Annotated in this window: 20 protein-coding genes; 17 read left to right on the top strand and 3 right to left on the bottom strand. The window is 44.1% G+C overall.

The window, feature by feature from the left end:
* Nucleotides 1-4 precede the first annotated feature (4 nt).
* The 8 genes from DYADSP32_RS12710 to DYADSP32_RS12675 all read left to right on the top strand — a co-directional run bounded on the left by DYADSP32_RS12710 (nucleotide 5) and on the right by DYADSP32_RS12675 (nucleotide 9716).
* The gene (locus DYADSP32_RS12710) at nucleotides 5-955 is read left to right on the top strand and encodes a glycosyltransferase family 2 protein (protein WP_149242384.1); all 951 of its coding nucleotides are present in this window, start codon (nucleotides 5-7) and stop codon (nucleotides 953-955) included.
* Nucleotides 948-2384 (top strand): DUF6056 family protein, encoded by a 1437-nt coding sequence (locus DYADSP32_RS12705; protein ID WP_149242385.1) that lies wholly within the window; start codon nucleotides 948-950, stop codon nucleotides 2382-2384. Before DYADSP32_RS12710 ends, DYADSP32_RS12705 begins: the two co-directional genes overlap by 8 nt.
* A gap of 7 nt (nucleotides 2385-2391) precedes the next feature.
* The gene (locus tag DYADSP32_RS12700; RefSeq protein WP_414617722.1) at nucleotides 2392-4083 is read left to right on the top strand and encodes a hypothetical protein; all 1692 of its coding nucleotides are present in this window, start codon (nucleotides 2392-2394) and stop codon (nucleotides 4081-4083) included.
* 51 nt (nucleotides 4084-4134) lie between these two features.
* A complete protein-coding gene (locus DYADSP32_RS12695; protein ID WP_149242386.1) occupies nucleotides 4135-5079 on the top strand; it encodes a glycosyltransferase family 2 protein in 945 nt (314 codons plus the stop codon).
* Between the two features lie 4 nt (nucleotides 5080-5083).
* The gene (locus tag DYADSP32_RS12690) at nucleotides 5084-6544 is read left to right on the top strand and encodes an MBOAT family O-acyltransferase (RefSeq protein WP_149242387.1); all 1461 of its coding nucleotides are present in this window, start codon (nucleotides 5084-5086) and stop codon (nucleotides 6542-6544) included.
* A 183-nt stretch (nucleotides 6545-6727) separates the two neighbouring features.
* Nucleotides 6728-7108, top strand: a complete 381-nt coding sequence (locus DYADSP32_RS12685; protein ID WP_149242388.1) for a co-chaperone GroES family protein — start codon at nucleotides 6728-6730, stop codon at nucleotides 7106-7108.
* Nucleotides 7109-7183: 75 nt separating this feature from the next.
* Nucleotides 7184-8206 carry an aldo/keto reductase gene (locus DYADSP32_RS12680; protein ID WP_149242389.1) on the top strand — a complete coding sequence of 341 codons (1023 nt, stop codon included), beginning with the start codon at nucleotides 7184-7186 and terminating at the stop codon, nucleotides 8204-8206.
* A gap of 187 nt (nucleotides 8207-8393) precedes the next feature.
* Nucleotides 8394-9716 carry a DEAD/DEAH box helicase gene (locus DYADSP32_RS12675; RefSeq protein WP_149242390.1) on the top strand — a complete coding sequence of 441 codons (1323 nt, stop codon included), beginning with the start codon at nucleotides 8394-8396 and terminating at the stop codon, nucleotides 9714-9716.
* A gap of 29 nt (nucleotides 9717-9745) precedes the next feature.
* Here DYADSP32_RS12675 and DYADSP32_RS12670 read toward each other — a convergent pair whose 3' ends face one another.
* Together DYADSP32_RS12670 and DYADSP32_RS12665 are read right to left on the bottom strand one after the other, a co-directional pair.
* Entirely contained in the window at nucleotides 9746-10024 is a 279-nt protein-coding gene (locus tag DYADSP32_RS12670) for a DUF2752 domain-containing protein (RefSeq protein ID WP_414618163.1), read from the bottom strand.
* An 82-nt stretch (nucleotides 10025-10106) separates the two neighbouring features.
* Nucleotides 10107-10562: an RDD family protein gene (locus DYADSP32_RS12665; RefSeq protein WP_149242392.1), complete on the bottom strand. Its 456-nt coding sequence runs from the start codon at nucleotides 10560-10562 to the stop codon at nucleotides 10107-10109.
* Between the two features lie 249 nt (nucleotides 10563-10811).
* On the opposite strand from DYADSP32_RS12665, the gene DYADSP32_RS12660 reads away from it, so the two are divergent.
* Nucleotides 10812-12236: a DUF4173 domain-containing protein gene (locus DYADSP32_RS12660; RefSeq protein ID WP_149242393.1), complete on the top strand. Its 1425-nt coding sequence runs from the start codon at nucleotides 10812-10814 to the stop codon at nucleotides 12234-12236.
* A gap of 90 nt (nucleotides 12237-12326) precedes the next feature.
* Here the strand turns inward: DYADSP32_RS12660 and DYADSP32_RS12655 are convergent, their stop codons facing one another.
* Complete coding sequence (locus tag DYADSP32_RS12655) at nucleotides 12327-12518, bottom strand: cold-shock protein (protein ID WP_149242394.1); 192 nt, start codon at nucleotides 12516-12518, stop codon at nucleotides 12327-12329.
* A 342-nt stretch (nucleotides 12519-12860) separates the two neighbouring features.
* On the opposite strand from DYADSP32_RS12655, the gene DYADSP32_RS12650 reads away from it, so the two are divergent.
* The 8 genes from DYADSP32_RS12650 (at nucleotide 12861) to DYADSP32_RS12615 (ending at nucleotide 24279) form a co-directional block, all read left to right on the top strand.
* Complete coding sequence (locus DYADSP32_RS12650; RefSeq protein WP_149242395.1) at nucleotides 12861-13847, top strand: alpha/beta fold hydrolase; 987 nt, start codon at nucleotides 12861-12863, stop codon at nucleotides 13845-13847.
* Between the two features lie 242 nt (nucleotides 13848-14089).
* Nucleotides 14090-15994 (top strand): phosphoglycerate dehydrogenase, encoded by a 1905-nt coding sequence (serA, locus tag DYADSP32_RS12645; RefSeq protein ID WP_149242396.1) that lies wholly within the window; start codon nucleotides 14090-14092, stop codon nucleotides 15992-15994.
* Nucleotides 15995-16198: 204 nt separating this feature from the next.
* Nucleotides 16199-16567, top strand: coding sequence for a four helix bundle protein (locus DYADSP32_RS12640; protein WP_149242397.1), 369 nt, complete (start codon nucleotides 16199-16201; stop codon nucleotides 16565-16567).
* 134 nt (nucleotides 16568-16701) lie between these two features.
* Nucleotides 16702-17775, top strand: coding sequence for an aminotransferase class V-fold PLP-dependent enzyme (locus DYADSP32_RS12635; RefSeq protein ID WP_149242398.1), 1074 nt, complete (start codon nucleotides 16702-16704; stop codon nucleotides 17773-17775).
* Between the two features lie 173 nt (nucleotides 17776-17948).
* The gene (locus tag DYADSP32_RS12630) at nucleotides 17949-19400 is read left to right on the top strand and encodes a Gfo/Idh/MocA family protein (RefSeq protein ID WP_149242399.1); all 1452 of its coding nucleotides are present in this window, start codon (nucleotides 17949-17951) and stop codon (nucleotides 19398-19400) included.
* Between the two features lie 198 nt (nucleotides 19401-19598).
* Nucleotides 19599-20240, top strand: a complete 642-nt coding sequence (locus DYADSP32_RS12625; protein WP_149242400.1) for an RNA polymerase sigma factor — start codon at nucleotides 19599-19601, stop codon at nucleotides 20238-20240.
* Between the two features lie 110 nt (nucleotides 20241-20350).
* The gene (locus DYADSP32_RS12620) at nucleotides 20351-20635 is read left to right on the top strand and encodes a hypothetical protein (RefSeq protein ID WP_149242401.1); all 285 of its coding nucleotides are present in this window, start codon (nucleotides 20351-20353) and stop codon (nucleotides 20633-20635) included.
* A 101-nt stretch (nucleotides 20636-20736) separates the two neighbouring features.
* On the top strand, nucleotides 20737-24279 hold the full coding sequence (locus DYADSP32_RS12615) for a PVC-type heme-binding CxxCH protein (RefSeq protein WP_149242402.1): 3543 nt from the start codon (nucleotides 20737-20739) through the stop codon (nucleotides 24277-24279).
* Nucleotides 24280-24337 lie beyond the last annotated feature (58 nt).

Below are 24337 nucleotides of genomic sequence, written 5' to 3'. Positions count from 1 at the left end.
ATAAATGAAGCCTTCACGCCTGCTATTGGTCGTACCCTGTTATAATGAGGAGGCAATTCTGAATCATAGCTATTCCATCCTGAGCCAGTACTATAGAGATATTATGGGGCGTGGGCTGATCAGTACCGACAGTAAAATTTGCCTGGTAAACGACGGCAGCCGGGATAAAACCTGGGATATTATCGAGGATCTTTGTGCAAAAGATGATTTGATTATTGGCGTCAAGCTATCGAGAAATTTTGGTCACCAGAGTGCGATAATGGCTGGTCTGGAACAGCATGTCGATGATTTTGATTGCTTTATAACCATTGATGCGGATTTGCAGGACGATATCAATGCCATTACCGGCATGATCGAAAAACATGCGGAAGGAGCCATGATCGTTTATGGAGTTCGGGGTGACCGGAGTTCGGATAGTTGGTTTAAAAGATCTACGGCAGAAGGATTTTATAAAGTAATGCAGAAGATGGGCGTTCCTGTCATTTTTAACCATGCGGATTTTAGACTGATGGATCGGAGAGTACTCCAGGAGTTGGGTAATTACAAGGAAATTAATCTTTTTCTGCGTGGCGTGGTACCCCTCATAGGGTTCCGAAGTGATAAGGTGGTTTACAATCGTCTTGAGCGGATTGCCGGGGAAACCAAGTATCCATTGAGTAAAATGGTTTTGTTTGCATGGAATGGAATCACTTCCTTCTCCACATTCCCCATGAGACTCGTTCTTTATTTTGGAGTACTCAACTTCTCTCTGGCGATGTTGATTGTGGTTTATATCCTGTCATCTTATCTGATCGGATTTACAGTACCGGGCTGGACATCCACCATGTTACCGCTTACCTTTTTCAGTGGTTCCAATATGATGGCCCTTGGCTTGATCGGGGAGTATATTGGCAAAATTTACGAAGAAGTAAAAGGCCGCCCCAGGTATATTATTGAAAAAATAGTCAATGAATAAATTCTATAAGAAATACAGAATAGCGGGCAACTGGATCAACATCATGCTGCTGTTAACTGTACTGGTACCGCTTGTTGCGCTTTCCTATTACAACCATCCTTCTCCAGCAGATGACTACTGTTTCATAGATACCGTATTTAAAGTTGGATGGGTTGGTGGCATGAAAGCTTATTATCTCGGGTGGACTGGCCGTTATTTTGGAATATTTTTGAATCACTCCAATCCGCTTCTGTTTCATTCAGTAACCGGATTTAAAGTATTACCGGTTGTCTTGTTAGCGGCATTTGTTTTTGCGTTATACAGTCTTTTTCGCCATCTCACACCTACTTTGTCCCGCATGGCTCACTTTGGCTTTGCAGGTGTTGTGTTTTTTCTGTTTGTGTTGCAAATGGCCAGTGTTGTGGAAGCATTTTATTGGATGGCAGCCTTTGTTACCTACACCGTTCCCAGTATCCTCACACTGTTCTGGGTGGTGCTGGTACTTCGATGGTATCGTCAGGATAACCAAAGTGCCAGGATTTTACCTGGGTTATTGTCACTTCTATTGATATTCTGTGCTATCGGATGCAGTGAAACCAATCTGTTGGTGGTCATTCTCCTGCTAGGTGGATGGTGCAGTTATCGCCTGATTTTCCATAGAAAAATGGACGTGCTTATGGCCGCATCTGTCGTAGTGGCGGCTTTGTCCTGCTATTTTCTTTTTGCATCACCTGGTAATTCAATTCGCCTCGGGGGCAATCCAATGAGCAAGGACCTGGTGTTTTCTGCAACCTCGTCATTCAAAATGCTGCTGAAATTAACTTACGGATGGATTATCCGAACGCCCCTCATTTTGTTTTCCTTCGCATGGCTGTTTGTGTTATCCAGGCTTTCAGAAGGTGCAAGAAATTATTTTGCAGTTCCGGTATGGTTCGCATTTTTGCTGTTCATTGGCGTATTGGCTTCACAGCTGTTTCCTTCGTATTATGGTGTGGGAATTGATCCCACGCCACGGGTTATCAACTGCGTGTATTTGTATTTCCTGATCGGGTGGTTTTATTTAATTGGTGTCGTGTTCCATTATGCTGTAAAAGGCGGAACGACCAGATTTGATTTGTCGATGGTGAGATACGGGATTTTCTGCACATTTTTGTCGCTGGCCATTGTTTTTACCTTTGTCCGAAGTAAAAATGTCCGCATGATCTATACCGATCTGCTGAAGGGTAAGGCGGCCGCCTACGATAAGGAGGTTTTTGAAAGGTATGCACTTGTGAAAAATTCGAAAGAGGCGATCGTATATCTTCCGGCCCTGGTGAATTTACCGGAATCGATATTTGTGCTCAATGAAGACATAAAAACCAATCCTCAGCATTGGTGGAACAAATGCATGGCTGGCTATTTCGGCAAAGAGGCTATTTACATGACTGAAAAGCGCAGTGAACAGAAATAATAAAATAATGATCAGTTGTCTGATGCTTTTACCCATTCTATTGTGGGTGATTGTCATTGTTTTATATGGTGTTAACATCCCCTGGTTCGACGATTTTGACCCATTTCCCGACTTCTTGCGTCAATGGATCAACAATGAGGGGTCGGTTCTGGAAAGATTCAGGCTTGTCGTTCAGCCCAATAATGAGCATCGGATGGTTTTCGGTAAACTGCTTGTGCTTGTTTATTACCTAATTACAGGGAAGCTTGATTTCTTTTTTTTACAGATTGCCGGTGCCTGTTTCACGCTTGGAACCTGCTTCATTTTATGGACTTCGTTCAAAAGCAGCAAGATAAACTGGTGGTATTTTCTGCCGGTTCCTTTTCTGCTTTTTCAGCTTCAGGATTTCCTTATTTTTGTATGGTCCATATGCAGTCTTCAGCATCAGCCGGTTATATTCTTCGTTTGCCTCTCGATGTATTTGCTTTCCAAAGAACGTTTTGGATGGGCAATGTTGACGGCCGTTTGTGCCACATTTGCCATGAGTAACGGGATATTTGTTTGGGTTGGTGGTGCGGTCATTCTTATTTTTAGATACAATTACCGGCAACTCGGATTTTGGCTATTGCTTGGGATCGTTTCGGTGGGCTTCTATTTTTATGGTATGTCTGCCCAGGGAAATGAATCCAGCTTAGACTTTCTTGTCAAAAATCCGCACCTCTCCGTACTGGGATTTCTAGCATTTTTAGGCGGTCTTTTTGACCTGGCACCGTGGCTCGGCATCGAATTTCGTTCCGTACTTCCGGTCATCAGTAGTATAGTGGTTTTAACCTGGGTGCTTATCTGGCTTCTGTCGCTTCTGATTCCGTGGTTGAAGAAATATTTGGATTTTCCCAAACGAGTGCCGAAATATGTGCAGCGATTTACACCGCAAAGAACGGAAGGTCGGCAGCTCGCAGCATTTATGTTGGGGGTTATGGTGTTTCTGCTTGTCAATGCTTTGGTTATTGGCTTGCTGCGTCCCCGATTCGGGTTTTTTGTGATGCTGGTAAGCAATTATAAGCTTTACCCTGCACTATTTTTAACGGTGTGTTATCTGGCTTTCTTATCTGCAACCGCCGGAAGCAAGCTGCAGTCGACGGGATTCAGGATCGTGCTCGCGGTCAGTATAGTTGTCTGGATACTCTCGGCATTTAATTATTTCCCCACTATATCGGAACGAAGAAAATACTTGCTTGTAAATGGGCACAATCAGCAATTCAACGGTTTTGGTTTGGGACATGTACCCTTTTCCAAAGGGGCTGAATATGTTGATAGCCTGATGCAGGAAATGGTCGGGAAAGGGATATATACCTATCCGTCCGAAACCTCTTTACTGATGCCGGCGGTCACAAGAGTTAAAGATTTGCCGCCAAGCGATATGGGTGTTTTGGTACGCGTTGAAGCGGGCGTAATTGGTATTCGCGACTCCATAAATACCTACAGTTACGGCTATAATGACGGAAACTATCCTTTTATCGTGAGTGAAAATCGTACGTATTTGTTCAAAATGAATCAGAATCAATACGTGGGGCGGAATTTATTAAAGGAGTTTAGCAAGGGTTCTCAGATTGAAATCCCTTTGTCTACGCTATTGCCTGGTTCATATAAAATAGGTCTTGTCAGAATAGCAGGCGGAAATGCCACCGCAGGTATTATTGGTGACGTCACTGTTCCTTAATGGATCAGGTTTAAGTATAAAAGTAGTTCCTTATTTTTAAAATGAGATAAATTGGAAACTCCCCAAATATCGATTGTTGCACCGCTTTACAATGAGTCGGAATCCTTTCCGCTACTGATACAGCGGATCAATGCACTAATGGACCAAAGTGAGTTGTCCATAGAGGTAGTACTGATTGACGATGGTAGCAAGGATGATACTGCGCTCAAAATAAGGCAGCTGGCCCTGACAGACAGTCGATATCATGGAGTGTTTTTATCACGAAATCATGGACATCAACTGGCGCTCACAGCCGGCATCAGTCTGGCGCGGGGTTCGGAGGCCTTATTCGTTATTGACGGGGACCTGCAGGACCCTCCGGAACTTCTACCCGAGTTTTATAAGCTGCTTAAAGAAGGTAACGACGTGGTGTTTGCGGTGCGAAAGAAGCGGAAAGAGGGAATTGTTAAGCGCACAGGCTATCATGTCTTTTACAGGCTCCTTCGGTCCATTTCGTATGTAGAGATTCCATTGGATAGTGGAGATTTTGCATTGATCAGCCGCAGGGTGGTGGATGTAATGAACAAGATGCCGGAAGAAAGCAGATATCTGAGAGGTATGCGGTCCTGGATTGGATTTAATCAGGTGGGATATGAATATGAACGTGACGAACGGGTAGCCGGGGAGTCGAAATATTCTTTTAAACAGCTGTTTCAGTTAGCCTATAACGGGATATTCAATTTTAGTGAATTTCCAATCAAATTTATGAGCAGGGTAGGGGTTTTTGCCATCACCCTTTCTCTGATTTATTTTCTGATTGTTGTGGCAAAGAAATTGTTTTTTGCTCAGGTTATTGAAGGTTTTACCGCTTTGCTTTTTGTTATTATTCTGTTCAGCGGGGTTCAGCTCCTGGCACTGGGCATCATTGGTGAATACGTGCTGCGTATATTTTTCCAGTCAAAAAACAGGCCCTTATTTATCGTAAAAGAAGAGATCGTTAACCGCGAGTATATCTGACCCGATGCATTTTCATTCCATACAGTTTTTTTTGTTCTTTATCGTAGTTACGCTTGCGTATTTCAGTCTTTCATGGAAAGGACGATGGATACTTCTGTTGACGGCAAGCTGCTACTTTTACATGGTTTTCAAGCCGGTATTTATTCTGATCCTGTTTGCAACTATTGTTATTGATTACTACGCAGGCATATGGATAGCGCAGAGCAAAAACTTTAAACAAAAAAAGCTTTTGCTTATTATCAGCCTGATTTCCAATATTGGGATTCTCGCTTTCTTCAAGTACTATGATTTCCTGGAACATTCCATCAATCACATTCTCAATACAGTACATATACGTTCGGTCATTCCTCCATTGGGTGGCCTGATTCCCCATCAGATCGCTGACTGGATGGTGAATGGTGCTGGTAAGGTGATACTCCCCATTGGCTTGTCGTTTCATACGTTTCAGGCCATGAGCTATACCATAGAAGTCTACAGGGGCAATCAGGAACCTGAGCGCAATTTTGGCATCTATGCCTTGTACGTGATGTTCTATCCTCAATTGGTTGCAGGGCCTATCGAGCGTCCACAAAACATGCTGTATCAGTTTCATACCTATTTCAAGTATGATTTTGAACAGGTAAAATCCGGACTCATGCAGATGGCTTTTGGGTTTTTTAAAAAAATGGTAATCGCCGATCGGTTGTCGGTGGTAGTAGGCTATGCTTATGATGCACCGGGTGAACAGAATGGGTTGACATTATTGGTCGCGACGCTGTTTTACTCCTTTCAGATATATTGTGACTTCTCGGGTTATTCCGACATCGCGATCGGCGCCGCACGCGTGATGGGATTCACTTTGATGGACAACTTCCGGTCTCCATACGAATCAGCTTCCATTTCCGAATTCTGGGGCAGATGGCACATTTCTTTGTCCACCTGGTTTCGGGATTACCTTTACATTCCACTGGGCGGAAATCGAAAGGGTGAATTGAATAAATATCGAAATCAGCTTATTGTGTTTCTTGTCAGCGGACTATGGCATGGAGCCAGCTGGCATTTTGTAGTCTGGGGTGGCCTTCATGGCGTATATCAGGTGACTGCTTCATTACGGGATAAATGGTTGAAAAAGGTAGGTGTGGTCATACCAAAACATGGAATTTTCAGGCTCGGAGGTATTTTGATCACATTTGGGTTGGTTTCAATTGCATGGGTGTTTTTTAGAAACTCCATTGGCAACTCCATGATTATCCTTAAAAAAATAGCCACACTGTCATGGCTGGACCCAATAAAAACACCCTTCAACCAGATGGAAATGTGGTTTTGTGTATTTCTTATCCTGTTCCTGCTTGTCAAAGAACATTTTGCTCAAAAAATACAGACCCGAAATACAGCACTATTTTTTCTGCTTTTTATTTCAACAGCGTTTCTAACCTATTTTCTTGGTGTGGTAAATAAGAACCAGTTTATCTACTTCCAGTTTTAACCTAATCCGGAAAACAATTCAGGAATAATTGGTGTTGACAAGAATACCGTAGCAGTAGGCCTTTAGAGGATACAAGACTATGAGGTATTCAGGTAAAATAGACCAGGCGTGCCGTTTTAATGCATTTATTTCAAAAGCCAAAAGCCGGGGGGCGCCCAGCCGATCCAATTTTAATTAAAATTTATGTTTGAAGTTACATCTGACAATCGTTTAAGAAGCCTTATTGTAGTAGGGGATAGGGTGCTGATCCGTCCTAAAAATCCAAATGAGCGTACAAATAGCGGATTGTATTTGCCGCCCACAATAACAGAAAAGGAGCAGGTACAGAGTGGGTACGTAATTCGTGTGGGGCCAGGGTATCCGATTCCTGTGGCTACCGAAGATGAACCCTGGAAGGAAACCGAAGAAAAAGTGAAGTATATGCCTTTGCAAGCCAAGGAGGGGGATATCGCTATTTATTTACAGCGAAATGCCATTGAGTTGGAATATGATGGTCAAAAGTACGTCATCGTACCTCAATCCTCCATTTTGATGCTGGAACGCTCCGAAGATCTGTTTGATTAAGTGAGATGTCAATCCGTTGGAAAGGGAATGTTTATGGGTACAAAATCATTATTTGTTTAAACCGCTAAACTAACTATGAAATACAAATTTTTAGGTGACACGGGTGTGCTGGTCTCAGAGCTCTGCTTGGGCACGATGACCTTTGGTGGTGAAGGCTATTTTGAGGTTATGGGTAAGGTAGATCAATTAGAAGCTACCGCACAGGTGAAAACTGCCTTTGAAAAGGGAATTAATTTCTTTGACACCGCCAACGTTTACTCTTACGGCAGAGCAGAGGAGATGCTGGGAGCTGCATTTACGGATCTGGCTCTTTGCCGCGATGAAGTGGTGATCGCAACGAAAGCAAGAGGTCGCATGTATCCTGGTGCCAATCAGATCGGGCTATCCCGACTGCACCTGATGAGCTCGGTGGATTCGAGCCTGCATAGACTGGGGATGGATTATATTGACGTCTTTTATGTGCATGGCGTGGATGAATACACCGCTCTGGAAGAAACCATGCGGGGGCTGGAAGATCTGGTTCGCTCAGGGAAAGTACGTTACATTGGCGTGAGTAATCATACTGCCTGGCAGATTATGAAAGCCAACGGGATTGCCGAAAAAAACGGATGGACAAAGTTTGTGGCCTGTCAGCACTATTATTCCATTGCAGGGCGTGAGCTCGAACGTGAACTGGTTCCCATGATGAAAGACCAAAACCTCGCGTTGATGCCGTGGAGCCCTTTGGCAGGCGGTTTTTTGTCGGGGAAATTTACCAGAAACAATGAATCTACGGGCGATAACCGCCGTGATTCTTTTGACTTTCCACCTGTTGATAAAGAAAAGGCATACGATATCATTGAAGCCATACAGCCCATAGCTGAGAACCACGGTGTGTCGGTAGCTCAGATAGCGCTGGCTTGGCTGCTGCATCAGAAATCGGTTACCAGTGTTATCATAGGCGCCAAAAGACCGGATCAGTTGTTGGATAATATTGCCGCCGTAGACGTGACCCTGACGGCAGAGGAACTTGCAATTCTGGATCGGGTGAGTGCGATAAAACCAGAGTATCCGGCCTGGATGATCGAGCGACAGTCAAGGGACAGGTTGATTCAGTAAAAACTTTATTTTGGTAAAGGCAGTCCGGTAGGGCTGCTTTTACTTTTAGTGACCAAGGGTATATTGCTCCATTGCGAACCAAATATTTTGTATCATGCCCTATCCTGAATCCACCCAATTTATTGGACTTATAAAATGATTCCGGTTTTTCACATGATATGCTTTTACGAACAAGTACCTTTGTCACATGTCAGATCAACCCAACCTTTCGACCATTCTTTCCGGAATGAATATTTCTGCATTAAATGAAATGCAGCAGGCCGCCAACACGGCCATTCTTGAAAACCCTGAAATTCTTCTGCTAGCGCCAACCGGATCAGGGAAAACACTGGCTTTCCTTTTGCCGGTACTTACTCTTTTGTCAAAGGATGTGGATCAGGTGCAGTGTCTGATCATTGTCCCCACTAGGGAGCTTGCGCTGCAGATAGAGCAGGTGTGGAGGAAAATGTCGACCGGGTTTAAAGTTACTTGTTGCTATGGAGGTCATGACATGCAAACCGAAGTAAGAAGCCTTACCGAGCCGCCAGCTTTGTTGATCGGAACGCCGGGCAGGTTATTAGATCATATGCACCGTCAATCGTTTTCATACAGAAGTATTGCCACGTTGATATTAGACGAGTTTGACAAATCATTGCAACTTGGGTTCCAGGAAGAAATGACAGAAATAGTCGCCAATCTCCGAAATGTCAAAAAGAGGGTTCTGGTTTCTGCGACAGCGGGCTCCAAAATACCGCCATTTGTGAAGGTGAAAACACCGGTTGAGCTTGATTTTATTACCAATAAGAACCGGACGAGCGGTCTGACGCTTGTTCAGATCGTTTCGCAGAGAGGAGAAAAAATGAGTGGTTTGCTTAGGCTGTTGGGTACACTTGGCGGCGAATCGGCGATGATTTTTTGTAATCAAAGGGATTCTGTTGAACGAATCAGTGAGATTTTAAAAGAGGAAGGTATTGAGTGTGCGTTTTTTCATGGTAAACTGGAACAGGAAGACCGGGAGCGTACCTTGTTGCGCTTTCGCAACGGGTCGGTGTTGTACCTGGCGGCTACGGATCTGGCGGCAAGGGGATTGGATATTCCGGATGTGAAGCACGTGATTCATTTTGAGATGCCGATGAAAGGGGATGAATTTACACATCGAAATGGCCGCACGGCCCGGATGCAGTCGGAAGGCACGGCTTATATTCTTGTGAATAGTGATGAGCAATTACCAGAGTACATTATTTATCCACCCAAAATATTATCCCTTCCTGCCACTTTCACCAAGCCGCCAACTCCCGAATGGACGACCATCTACCTGAGTGGTGGGAAGAAGAACAAACTAAATAAAATGGACATCGTGGGTTTCCTGTTGCAAAAGGGCAATCTGGGAAAAAACGATCTGGGGCTGATCGAAGTGAAGGATAACATCTCTTTTGCAGCCGTACGCAAAAACAAAGTCAAGCAAATGCTCGGTCTGATTAAAGAGGAGAAGATGAAGGGCAAAAAGTTTAAAATTGAGATTGCGCGCTGATATATTACCTGTTTTACAGATCTTCAAATTTAGATTAAATTTTTCCAGGCCGTGTAAATCAACATGGTACTCACGGCTATTATTTGTACAACTCGTAGGCGCAGGAATCGGTACGGGAAAGGCTTTTCTGTAAGTTCAGCGTACAAAATATAGCCAAAAAGAATTGAACAGGGAAATACCAAAGCATTGAGTTTTAGTGCTGCTTCGAAGTTCCCATGCAAGAGCTGGTGAAATGCCCGTTGTCCACCACATCCCCAGCAATACCACCCCGTGGCTTCACGCAGAAGACACGGAATTCCTAGGTGCATTGTGGAAGGGTCGTTCAGGAAATAATAGCTCACCACAGCGATCGCAAATACAAGCATGGTGAGCCTTCTGCTACTACCTGTTTTAGGCGCGTACCACATATCCTTTTACAACCAAATCGTGTAAGGATTGCTCCTTGTCGTTAAATAAAGGCCAGAGCCACAACAGGATACACAAATTAGAACTTACGTATTTGATTAGTGCACGGCCAAGTGAAGAACCGAAAGTCAGTCGTTGGCCGTTTTCGTCTACCACTTTAATCTTCATGGCCATTTTTCCAAAGGTGGCTTGTCTTGGTGAACTTACCATGTAGGCCTCATACAATATGGGGGCTGCAATAGCCAGAAGTATCATCGGGATCATTGCCAGGCCTACCATAGCTGCAATCGCGCCTTCATCATTGAAGTTGGTTGAGCCTGTAAATATACCGAAACCAAAAATGGGGATAAAAATGATTGACATCACAAACCCAAGTATCAGTGCGTCGATTATTTGGGCTACAAGTCGATTTCCTACTCCGGCGAAGGTAAAATTTTGCATTGTAGTAAGGGTTTAAGGATCAGTTGTTTTTCGAATCTTGTCCAAGTAACTATAAAGAATGAACAATTCCAAAAAGATCGTGATAACCGGTTGAAATGGGGAACGTATATGGTGATTTTGGAACACTAAGATTTTTCGAACCGAAAGATAAAATGCTGATTACCGGTGAAGTTTTTTATTGATTTCACTGGTGCGGGTGGATATTATTATTTTACTTTGCAATTCAAAGTACTTTTAAACTATATCATTATGTCCCGATCTATGTTATACTCTTTCTGGTCATTGTTTATCGCGGTTCATACCTGGCTGTTCTATGAGGAGTCGCTGGGCCTTAATGGGCTGATTTTTTCGATGGTTCTGGTTTCTTTTTTGACCTGGTATCATCAATTGCAAACGCAAAGAAAATGGTGGCTCGGCGCAGGCGGGCATTTAATATCGGCACTGGCGGTTTTTTGGCATGGTGACTTTACCTCTTCGCTGATGTACTACCTGTCGTCTCTTGTCGTAGCAGGTCTGATGTATTCGCCGAAAGGTAGTTTGCCGGTTTTGTTGTTGAATGGTTTATTAGGAAGTATCGGGTCGGCATTGGTAGCGTCAGTCCCTGTATTATGGGCTGATATGAGAAAAAGTCTGGCAGAGTTGCCTTTTGTTTCTGGGATTACCTCCAGTAAGGCGTATTTGTATGTGGCACCTGCAACAGTGTCTGTTTTATTCTATTTGCTATATTATTCTGCCAACCCTGATTTTTTTCTGGATATTAGTTTTCCCGATTTCGAGCTGAATTTCAAACTGGCGGGATATGTTTTTATGGGGGTAATAATTACGGCTCCGTTTTTTTTCCCCTGGGGACTCGCAGGTCTCGTAGAATGGGATAAAGACAAGGTGGATGCGCTGAAAAGATATAAATCTAAGAATAAAGGCAGCAAAGCACTGGGGCTGGCTTACGAAAACCTTCAGGGAAGAGCGATGTTTGGTATGCTGAACTTGCTGATCTCCATTTTCCTCGTTTTTAACATGCTGCAGGTTTTTATTCCTCAGATGGTACGTAGTCATAGCAATCATTCCCAGCAGGTACACCAGGGCTTCGAAACTTTGATGATCAGTATTGTAATTGCCATTTTGCTGATGATGTATTACTTCCGGGGAAATCAAAATTTTTACAGCGGGCGAGCCCGACTTATACGGATGGCCATGGTATGGATTCTTTTAAACGGGTTGCTTGCTCTTTTTACCTGTTATAAAAATATGCTCTATGTCGATTTGTACGGACTTACCTACAAGCGAATCTGGGTATTTATTGGTATTGTCTTAACGGCTATTGGATTACTCTTCACGTTCTATAAAATTCAGAATTTGAAGACAAACTGGTATTTACTCCGACGTAATGCATGGACGCTCTATTTTGTACTGGCATTATATGGCATTGCGGACTGGGATCGGGTGATCGTGTGGTACAATGTTAATTTCGCTGAAGAATTGGACATGGCTTACGTTACTTCTTTGGGTACTACCACGTTGCCATATCTTACGGACAGACTTGCCGACAATGATCCAAGGATAGAGGTTTACAGGAAAAGGATTGATGAAAAGGTTTTATCACTACAATTGACCAGATCGTCATGGCAATCGCAAACATTGGATGATGTTTGGCTTAGACAGAAACTAGTCAGGTAATTTTCTTTAAAATTTAGAAAGAGGACTGTAACAAAAAAAGCATCCCGCCTTTTGGCGGGATGCTCCCAAATGATTTTATTATGATTAAACTTAGATAACTTTTACGTTAACCGCGTTTAAACCTTTCTTGCCATTTTCCACGTCGTAAGACACCTTGTCGTTTTCACGGATATCATCCTGAAGACCAGATACGTGAACGAAAATGTCTTTGTCACCATTTGATGGTTGAATGAATCCAAATCCTTTGGAGTCATTGAAAAATTTTACTGTGCCTTCTGCCATTAGTATTGTTCTTATAAGTATTGAAAACCAAATGTATATAGAAAATGTAAATAAACAAGTGAAAAAAAATAAAATAATATTGCAGCTAATGTTCTTGTGCACAAGCCTCTACGGCGGCTGGTTCGTAGTTACTCAGATTTATTCATTTGCGCAGCACCTGTAAAAGTTATATTTTATTGTGAAAAAGTTTTAATGGAAATGGATGTAATTCAAGGGCTTGTAAAAAATAAATTCTTTACCCTTATTGGATAAAGGTAACTTTTGTGTTCCCTGGAGGTTACTCATGGATGGGTCTCAGCAATTCTATTTTGCTTACATTAGCGACATATTTAGTGTTGAAACATGTCGCTAGTCAACCGTACAGATCATAAGCCACCGTTCTGGCTACCCAACGGACACTTACAAAGTATATATCCTGCGCTCTTCCGCGTAATCAATAATTTGCATTATGAGCGGGAAAGAATCCTCACCGACGACCAGGATTTTTTGGATCTGGATTGGTCTTTTGCCCCTGTCAAAAGCGAATCGGCCTCTTTGGTTATCCTCTCACACGGCCTGGAAGGAAGTAGTAACAGCCAGTACATACGTGGTATGGTCCGATTGCTGACCAGCCAGGGCTATGACTGTCTTTCATGGAATTATAGGAGCTGTGGTGGCGAAATGAACAAAACGTATCGGTTTTACCATAGCGGTGCAACAGATGACCTGGAACGGATTGTTAGCTATGCTATTGAAAAAGGATATAAATCTATTCACCTGATGGGGTTCAGTTTGGGCGGCAATATCACACTCAAGTACCTTGGTGAGCAAGGTGAGCACAGCCATCCTGAAATAAAAAGGGGAATTGTTTTTAGTGTCCCGATGGATTTGAAGGCATCCAGTATGGAAATCAATAAACCCCAAAACAGCGTATACATGCATCGATTTTTGAAAACGTTGCTGTTTAAGGTTAGAACCAAATCTTCTGTTTTTCCTGACAAAATCGATATAGGTAATTATGATAAGGTTCGCACGTTGTATGATTTTGATCACCTCTATACAGCGGCAATACATGGTTTTGAAGGAGCGGATGATTATTATAACAAATGCAGTTCAATGCATTATGTGGAACGGATTACGGTGCCCACACTGATTGTCAATGCGGTTAATGATCCCATGGTGCCATTCACCAGTTTGCCTGCGGAAAAAATTAAACCATTATCTCTGGTAACCCTTGAGCTCACCAGCCAAGGCGGGCATTGCGGATTTCGTCCGGACAGATTGAAAGATGGTTTGTACTGGTCGGAAAGAAGGGCGTTAGCATTTTTACAAGGGGGATTCTCGGTGTGATGACGAGGGAATGTTATGGAATTGCTACTTTTTTGATAAAAAATTTAATAATTCCGTGCGATGCCGATTTGCTTCGTACATGGATTCATTTTACATGTCAATAATAAAACGCAACGTGTTAATATTTTGTTAGCGTCCTAAATTACAGATTCGTAATTTTGTGGCCTGATTCGAGAGCCAGAAATTGAAAGGATCTCCAACATTGTTTTTCATTTGATTAATACCCAGTTATTTTCCGCTTCATGTCCACTTTAACACTTAATTCTCCGTACATCATCATTGATTTTGACAGCACTTTTACTAAAGTGGAAGGGCTGGACGAATTAGCGGCAATCGCGCTCAAAGGGCATCCCGAACAGGATGTGGTCGTGCAAAAAATAGCAGACCTTACCAACAAGGGTATGAATGGGGAGATGTCGTTTGCTGAAGGGCTTCGCGAACGTATTGGCTTGCTTAAAGCAAACCGCTCACATATTGAGGAGCTCATTCTCTTTCTCCGGACAAAGGTTTCAGATTCATTTCAGCGAAACAAGCAATTCCTGACTGAAAATGCAGATCAAATATTCATCGTTTCCAGTGGTTTCAAGGAGTTTATTATTCCGGTTGTAACAGAACTGGGTATACATGCCAGTCATGTCTATGCCAATGAATTTCGTTTTGATGAGGAAGGTAATATAATTGGTATTGATGAAGAGAGTGTGCTGTCCATGGATGGCGGAAAGATCAAGCTGCTTTCTTCATTAAATCTTGAAGGCGAAATATTTGCCATTGGAGACGGCTATACCGATTACGAACTTAAATTGTCCGGGCTTGCCGATCGGTTTTATGCTTTCACCGAAAATGTTGAGCGCCCTCGCGTAATGGCCGTTGCAGAACATGTAGCCACCTCTTTTGACGATTTTTTATATGACAATAAATTAAGCCGCAGTCAGTCGTACCCAAAGAGCCGGATTAAAGTTTTATTGCTTGAAAATGTCCATCCCGCTGCGCTTAGGGCCTTTGAAGAACAGGGCTTTAATGTAGAATTTGTAAAGGGAGCTCTGGATGAAGACGAACTTTGTGAACGGATCAAAGACGTGTCTATTATAGGTATCCGTTCCAAAACCAACATTACCAAGCGTGTACTTGACAATGCCAATAGGCTGATGGCGATTGGTGCATTTTGTATTGGAACCAATCAAATTGATCTGGAAGAGGCTGCGCAGCGAGGAATTGCGGTATTCAATGCGCCTTACAGCAACACGCGTTCTGTGGTAGAGCTTGCGGTTGGTGAGATGATCCTGCTGATCCGGAATACAGTTACCAAAAGCAATCAAATGCACGCTGGTGTCTGGGATAAATCGGCCGTGGGTAGCTTCGAAGTGCGCGGCAAAAAAATTGGAATGGTGGGCTACGGAAGTATCGGTACCCAGTTATCGGTGGTAGCCGAATCTTTGGGTATGCAGGTTTATTTCTATGACGAAGTAGAAAAGTTGTCGCTCGGTAATGCGAGGAAGGTAAATACACTCGATGAACTTCTGGCGGTCTCGGATGTGATCAGCCTTCATGTGGACGGGCGAAAGGAAAATGCCAATATGATCGGCAAACGAGAATTTGACCTGATGAAAGACGGTGTTATTTTTCTGAATCTTTCACGTGGGCACGTTGTGGACATCGCTGCGCTGGCCGACGCCGTGAAAAGTGGAAAAGTGGCAGGCGCGGGCGTAGACGTCTTTCCTTATGAGCCAAAAACCAACGCTGAATCTTTTGTTAGCGAATTGAGAGGTCTTCCTAATGTCATTCTCACGCCACATATTGGTGGCAGTACCGAAGAGGCTCAGGAAAATATAGGTCATTTTGTGCCTGGTAAGCTTCTTGAATTTATGAATAACGGAAGTTCTTACGGAAGTGTAAATTTCCCTGAAGTCCAGTTGCCCAAGTTGAAAGATTCGCATCGTTTGCTGCACATCCACGCCAATGTGCCGGGAGTGCTCGCCAAACTGAACCATATTTTTGCAAAAAACAATATCAATATCACCGGTCAGTACCTGAAAACCAACGAACACATTGGTTATGTAATCGTGGATATCGACAAAAACTATACTGAGGAGTTTATTCAGGAAGTGAAGGACGTCGAAGGTACGATCCGGTTCAGGATGCTGTATTGAGGAGGAGTTAGGGGAAGTTAAAGGAGTTAGAGAAGTTAAGGAGTTAAGGAGTTAAGGAGTTAAGGAGGAGGTGTGATGCTTCTTGATTTGAAGAGGCACTGAAGTTTTTAGCAAAATACTTATCGGCCTTGTCGGCCTTGATCGACTTCCTGTTTATTGTTATTTATGTTATGTTTGATCCAACACTTCAACAAACATATTAACATGGAAAAGACTAAAACTTTCAAAGATCTAATTGCATGGCAAAAGGCGCATGAATTTGTGCTTTCTGTATACAAGTTTACAGGAGCTTTTCCACGTTCTGAAATATATGGGCTTGTTTCGCAGTTTCGTCGTGCCGGCGTTTCTATCCCTGCGAACGTGGCGGAAGGCTATAAAAGATTAGGTGTCGCCGACAAAGCCAGGTTTTACAATATTGCTCAGGCGTCGTTGGAGGAGTGTCGATATTATCTAATATTAAGCAAGGATCTGGATTATCTTGATGAAACAAATTACCTGAAAAATTCATTGTTGCTTGAAGAAGTGAGCCGGTTACTGAATAGTTACTCATCCAAAGTTGCAAATCGGCGATAACCACTTTTTCTTTTATACCAAAAGAAGTTTTGAAGCTATCAGTAAGATCTTTAACTCTATGCCCTGACTTCATTAACTCCTTTAACTCGTCTAACTCCTAGAGAACGGACATTTCAATTCAAAGTAATTCAAAAATGCAACTTACTTTCTTCACCCCCGGTCCCGCTCAGCTTTTTCCGACTTTCGAAAAGCATTTACATACTTTTGTGGAAGGTCAGCTTGGCTCAATATCACACCGGAGCCAGCAATATCGCGATTTGCACAAATTCACGGTGGATCAACTGCGCATATTGTTAAATGTTCCTGATACACACGCAATTTTGTTTCTGGGCTCGGCCTCAGAGATATGGGAACGGATTTTATTCAGCTGTGTGGAGCTCGAAAGTTTCCATTTGGTCAACGGGTCGTTTTCCAAAAAGTTTTACGACTATTCCAATGCACTGAATAAGTATGCCCATAAGTACGAAAAACCGATGGGCGAGGGTTTCATCGCCTCTGAAATTGAAGTGCCCGAATATGCGGAGCTGATATGTACCACCCACAATGAAACAAGTTCGGGCGTGCAAATGACCGTGGCCGAGATTCATAAGCTCAAACAGAAGTACCCTCACAAGCTGATAGCGGTGGATATGGTTTCATCTGCACCGTACCCTGATCTTGATTTTAACCTGATCGATACTGCATTTTTCTCTGTGCAAAAGGCATTTGGTTTACCAGCGGGCCTCGGTGTATGGATTGTCAATGAAAAGTGCCTTGCCAAAGCAGAACACATTCGTCAGCAATATTCCATTGGTGCGCACAACGACCTGCCTACTTTATGGAAAAATGCCTTGAAGCACGAAACACCGGCTACACCCAATGTAATGGGCATTTATCTTTTGGGCAAAATAGCGGAAGATTTCAACAAAATTGGCGTGGGGCAAATTCGTAAGGAAACGGAACATAAAGCAGGGTTACTCTACAAATTCGTGGAGAAACATAATGGCTTTTCCACCTTTGTAAAGCAAAAAGCGCAGCGTTCACAAACGGTAGTCGTTACCAATACGGAGGTTCCGGCGGCTGAAATTATCAAAGCGCTAAAATCGAAAGAAATGGTGGTAGGAAGCGGCTATGGCGAGTTTAAAGGCACCCAGCTCCGGATCGCAAACTTCCCTGCCACGTCCACCGGACAGGTGGAAGCATTGATCAAAGAACTGGAAAGTATTTAAAGGCCATTCAGGGGTAGAACAATTTTCCTCGCAGGGAAAGCACAGCGCCACGTTCGCTGTGCTTTTTTAATTTTTAGATGTTATAATTTACCGCCAAATAGTCATATCCCGACCTTTCGGCGTATAACAGAAAATATCGCATTGTCTCCTAATTAACCGATAATCTTTGTTCCATGATTAATGATCAAGAGAAACCTGGCAGCGATCCAACACGCCGGGATTTTATTAAAACATCCTCAGTAGCCGCTTCGGCCTTTTTTATCGTGCCACGCCATGTGCTTGGCAAAGGGTTTGTTGCGCCAAGCGATAAGCTGAACATCGCTGGGATAGGCGTGGGAGGAAAAGGGAAAAGTGACCTGGCCAGTTTTGCCAAAAGTCCGAACGTAAACATTGTAGCCCTTTGTGATGTAGATGACAGGCAGTCGGTGGAGTCACGTGCCAAATTCCCAAAGGCTAAATACTACAAGGATTTCCGGGAAATGCTAAAAAAGGACAATAAAAGCATTGATGCCGTTTCTATTTCAACGCCGGACCATACCCATGCTGTGGCAACCCTGGCTGCGATGCAGTTGGGCAAGCACGTATATACGCAAAAGCCATTAACCCACGATATTTACGAAGCCAGGATACTTACCCAGGCTGCAAAGAAGTATAAGGTAATTACCCAGATGGGAAATCAGGGGGGCTCTGGCAATGGGGTTCGCCGTATGAAGGAAATCTACGATTCGGGCATTATAGGCAACGTGAGTAAAGTACTGGCATGGACCAACCGGCCTGTTTGGCCCCAGGCTGTGCCGACAGATAACGTTGACCCGATTCCAAAGGAGCTCGATTACGACCTGTGGCTTGGAACAGCCAAGCATGTGGGCTACAACAAAGAAGTGTTGCCCTGGAACTGGCGTGGATGGTGGCCCTACGGTACCGGCGCCCTTGGAGATATGGCTTGCCACATTATGGATCCGGTTTATCGAATTTTACCCATTCTTTACCCGGTTTCGGTGGAGTGCAGTGTAGCAGGCACGTGGACCTTTACGGTAAGAGAAAAAGATAACAATCCCGACTGGACACCGTTCTCGTCTTCGATCCATCTGGATTATCCTCGCAACGATGGTAAAGGCAACATTAAAGTGAGCTGGTACGATGGAGGTATTCTTCCTGAACTTCCCGAAGAATTACTTCCCGGAGAATCTTTTGGTAACTCCGACGGAGGCGTACTGTTTATCGGTGATAAGGGTAAGCTCATGGCCGATTGTTATGGCGCCAACCCGAGATTGCTTCCATTAAAGAAAAACGAAACACTGAATATTCCTGAAACCATCAAACGGGTTCCTAACGAAGATCACTATCTCAACTGGGTTGATGCTTGTATTGCAGGTTATGGCAAAGGCGTGACCAGTTCACCCTTTGAATACGCCGGGCCCTTTACCGAAAGTATCCTTATCGGAAACCTGGCCCTTCGCAGCTGGATGCTAAGAGATAACCCAAATGGGAAAAAGACAGTTGACAAGTACAATGGCCGTAAAAAACTCCATTGGGATGCTCAAAATATGAAAGTGACCAATTACGACCTGGCCAACCAGTTTGTGAAAAGAGATTACCGTGAAGGCTGGGAATTGACACTGTAGTCTCTATTCGCATTTATCTTTGAAATAATTTTCCCCTGATGTTATCTGGAATGGCTTATTCCGGATAACATCAGGGTTTTCTTTTTTCAGGAATGGTAGCCGGTGATTTTTACGGCAAAATTTAATGACTGGCGCACATGCCACATGTACCGAAATTGCATTTTGGGTATATATTTTTATCCACATGCTTTATCAGTGATGAGGGTAGATAAATCAGTTAACTTTCAATCGCCGGATATTGATCAGTCGTTGTGGCAGGGTATTCGTGCGGGAGACCGGGAAGCCTTTACCTTGCTATTTGAAAAATATAATCACACACTATATAACTATGGAAGTAAGTTAACCAGGGATTCTACAATCATAGAAGATGCCATTCAGGATATCTTTATTGATTTATGGAGGTTAAGGGTGAATCTTGCAGAGCATCCTACCTCTGTCAAATTCTACCTCTATCGCGCTTTACGCAGACGAATTCACCTTAGCGTTGAGAAATTCCCCTTTACCGATGAAATCTCTGGTTTTGGAGATCACCTGTTGCCATTCACGAATGCCAATTCGGAAAAAATAATTATTGAAAGTGAAGCGCTTGCGGAAATGGAAGGCAGAGTAAAAAAAATGTTATCAACACTTCCCGATCGGCAGATAGAGGCGATTACCCTGAAGTATTTTGATGAGTTTAAAACCGAGGAAATAGCGAAGATTATGGGCGTAAGTGAAAAGTCTGTAAGGAATTTTATTTATCGGGCACTGAACACCTTGCGCCAAAATGATTATGCTCTGGCTGGAAGCTCAATTTTAGGCATGTTGACTTTGATATACAGTATCTCAAATCAAAGCTAAGGTGCTTTTTCGGTTGCTCTGCAACAAAAAAGTTTTTTTTAAAGAGGTCATTTCTGCAAATCTTCGCTCTTCTATTATGCAGTCGATTCTTCAAACGAAGCTGCGCAATTATGAAACATGATCCCCATTCTCTTACTTCCCTCATCCGCGATGACGAGTTTATTGCCTGGGTTCTGAATCCTGATGCAGTGAACGAGCAGCAATGGCGGCATTTTCTGGACGAGAATCCAGCAAAATTTAAGACCGTCCAGTCGGCACGTGAATACGTTATGATACTGGCCAGAGATACGGGGCGCCACCTACCTTCCGTTGGGCAAAGTGAGAAAATGTGGCAGGTCGTGGATGCAAGCACAAAAACAAATGATCCTGACCGGCCTGGCTGGAATTCAGGCTAACATGGAACGCACTTTTTTTACCTAATCAAACACAATTAGATACAAGTATTGCTTCGCAAAATGCCTCTTTGGGTAATGACGGGGTGACCTAAAACCAACTCATGAAAAAATTAGTAATCCTTAGTCTCGCTGTACTGCTTGCATCTTGTATGCAAAAGAGCAGCGTCAAAGACGGAAATTTAAATAACAGAAACGCCACCGTTAATCCCCGCAGGGCAGAGGTTCTTTTTCTGGGACATACAAGTAAACACCATGATTCGGGTAAGTATGCACCCTGGCTGTCTGTTAAATTATTCCGGAGCGGCATTAACATGTCGTATGCGGTAGATCTTAACGATCTGAATCCGGAGAATCTGAGTAAATACGATGGATTGATCATATATGCCAATCACGATTCATTGTCTCCATCACAGGAAGCCGCTATGAGGTCTTTTGTAGAAGGGGGTAAGGGACTGATACCCCTGCATTCTGCGTCGGGTTGCTTCAGGAATTCAGAGTGGTATATCAAAACGATCGGTGGCCAGTTTGAATCGCATAAAACAGGAGTTTTTAAAAATGTCATACTGAAACCGGACCATCCCGTGATGAAGGGGATTACGGATTTTACGACCTGGGATGAAACCTACGTACTGAAAAATTTAAACCCTGACAATCTGGTTTTGGGTGAACGAATTGAGGGCGAGGTACACGTACCATACACCTGGGTGCGAAACGAAGGAAAGGGCCGTGTTTTTTATACCGCTTATGGCCATGAGGACAGCACCTGGACCAACCGCGGATTTCTTGACCTTGTAAGAAACGGGGTGTTCTGGGCCGTAGGCGACCAGGTGCAGGCACAGATCAGAGCACTGAATATCCCCGATCCGGATATCTACAATGCCGATACCATTTCGCATTATGCAAAAAGGCACGTGGTTCCCAGCATGCAACAGTCACTCTCGCCAGCAGAATCCAATAAACTGACCAGCGTTCCTGTAGATTTTGAGATCAAGCTTTTTGCTGCTGAACCAGACATAACCAACCCGATTGCGATGTCCTGGGACGAACGTGGCCGGTTGTGGGTTGTGGAATCCGTTGATTATCCCAATACATTCAAAGAAACCGACGGCGCGGCAAATGACCGGATCAAGATTTGTGAAGATACCGACGGCGACGGCGTGGCCGACAAGTTTACAGTTTTCGCCGATAAATTGAATATTCCCACGAGTATGGTTTTTTCCAATGGCGGGATTATCGTGTCCATGGCTCCCGACTTTGTTTTTATGAAAGATACCAACGGGGATGACGTGGCGGATGTACGTGAAGTGATCATGACGGGTTGGGGTAAAAATGATACGCACGCTGGCCCTTCCAACCTCCAATACGGATTTGATAACAAGATATGGGGTGTCAATGGCTACTCAGGTTTTAGAGGTGTGATCAACGGCAAAAAAATGAGCTTCCCGCAAGGCGTTTATCATTTTAAACCCGATGGTAAAGACTTTTCATTTTTGGGAGGGAGTAGCAACAATACATGGGGACTGGGCATGACGGAAGATAATAACGTTTTCCTGTCTACCGCCAACAATACCCACAGTGCTTATTATTCCATGCCAGCCAGGTATATGCAGCGCACCATCGCCGACGAGTCATCCACAGTTCAGTCCGTTCAAAAGATCGACGGACATTATGATGCGCATTCGGTTACACCCAATCTCCGCCAGGTGGATGTGGTGGGTGGGTTTACTTCTGCTGCCGGTCACCACTTTTACACCGCCCGAAACTTCCCCAAAGAATACTGGAATCGGATCGCTTTCGTCACTGAACCTACCATCAGGCTTGTTCACAAGGCCATTGTCGAAAAGGATGGCGCTGGATTCAAAGAAATAGACGGGTGGAACCTGATGGCCAGCTCAGACGAATGGTTTGGTCCGGTACAGGCCGAAGTAGGCCCTGACGGTGCGGTTTGGATTGCAGATTGGTACAATTTCATCATCCAGCATAACGTGTTTGTGCCGGCGCAGTCTCCTGCCGAGTTTATTATTCCCTTCAAAGAACAGCCTCACGGACAGGGAAATGCTTTCAGCAGCCCCATGCGTGACCTTAACCACGGACGTGTTTACCGTGTTGTTTATAAAAACGGCAAGAAATTTCCGGGATTAAAACTGTCAAAAGACAACCTGCCGGGTTTAATCGCGGCATTGGAAAACGACAACATGTTCTGGCGTATGACGGCTCAGCGTCTGCTGGTAGAGTCCAAAAAATTATCTGTAGTCCCTGATTTGTATAAAATTATAGAGAATCAGAAGGTGGATGAAATCGGGCTCAACAGCCCCGCCGTGCATGCACTATGGACATTGCATGGATTGGGTGTTTTGGATGGATCCAATGCGGAGGCGTTGGCAGTGGTAGGGAAAGCAATTTCGCATCCGGCTGCTGGCGTACGTAAGGCGGCTGCCAGTGTACTGCCCAAAAATGCACAGAGCTTCGGTGCGTTGCAAAACGGAATGAAAGATGCCGACCTGAACACACGCTTGGCTGTTTTTATCTCCCTCATTGAACTACCCGCCTCTGAGGCAGCGGGTGAGGCGATTTATCAGGCATCACTGGACGAACAAAATTCAAAAGATCGTTGGTTGGCTAAGGCGCTTCTGGCGGGAGCTATTACCCACGAAAAGGGTTTTATGGCAGCTGCTGGAAAGCAAACTCTCAAGTCGGTGTTCAGTGAACAAATCGTTGCGGCTTTGCGCAAAGAGGTGTATCCGTTGGGCAGGAGAAATACGCTCCAGTTCCCACCCGATGTGACCGGGAAAGAAATTACCATCAAGGCAAGCGTGACCAAGGCGAAGGATAAAGCATTGCAGGGTTTTATCGCTGGCCAGGGCGGGAAAGATAATGGTTATGCCTTGTATATTCAGGATGGAAAGCTGGTAATGGCCGTAAAACAGCACGGAATGATGACGCAGGCGGTGACTTCGGGTACACTGCCCGAAAAGTTCGACATCGTAGCAAAACTTTCCAAAGGAGGGGCCATTACCATTGACATCGACGGAAAGCAGGCAGCCCGTGGTAAAGCGCACATGTTGTTTGCGGCACCGCTTGAAAACAGTGTTCGCACCGGAGAAGATATGGAAGGTGAGGACAAAATAGGCAACTATGAAGGGCGTTTCGGTTTTGTAGGGAATTTTCAAAAAGCTGCTCTGGAACTGAACAAGTCATCTGAGGAAAATGCCTCGGTAGAGGAAGTCTCCGCTTCGAAAACCGCCAGTACGGCCAAATCCTCCAATGCAACCGTGATTGACTTGAAAGTTGTGAATGAAATGATGCAGTATGACAAGAAACTGATTACGGTAAAGGCGGGACAGAAAGTAGTCATTAATCTGGAAAATCCGGATGGTATGCAGCATAACCTGCTGATTATAAAGCCAGGTTCCTTACAAAAGGTAGGTAAGGCTGCCGACGAAATGTTGCGCGACCCGAAAGCGGCAGAAAAAAGCTACGTTCCCAGGGTTCCCGAAGTGCTTTTTGCGACAAAACTTGTGAGCACTGGCGAAACGGTCACACTCGAATTTACAGTACCTGCTACACCGGGTGATTATCCTTACGTATGCACTTTTCCAGGTCACTGGCGAGGAATGAACGGGATCATGCGCGTCATTAAATAGAAAGTCATCATATTGGCCGAGCTTGTACTTGACTTCTCTAACTTCCACTAACTATTTA

This window comes from Dyadobacter sp. 32, from assembly GCF_902506755.1.
Lineage (GTDB): Bacteria > Bacteroidota > Bacteroidia > Cytophagales > Spirosomataceae > Dyadobacter.
Note: the sequence above shows the minus strand (reverse complement) of the source record. Positions and strands in the feature narration are given on the sequence as shown.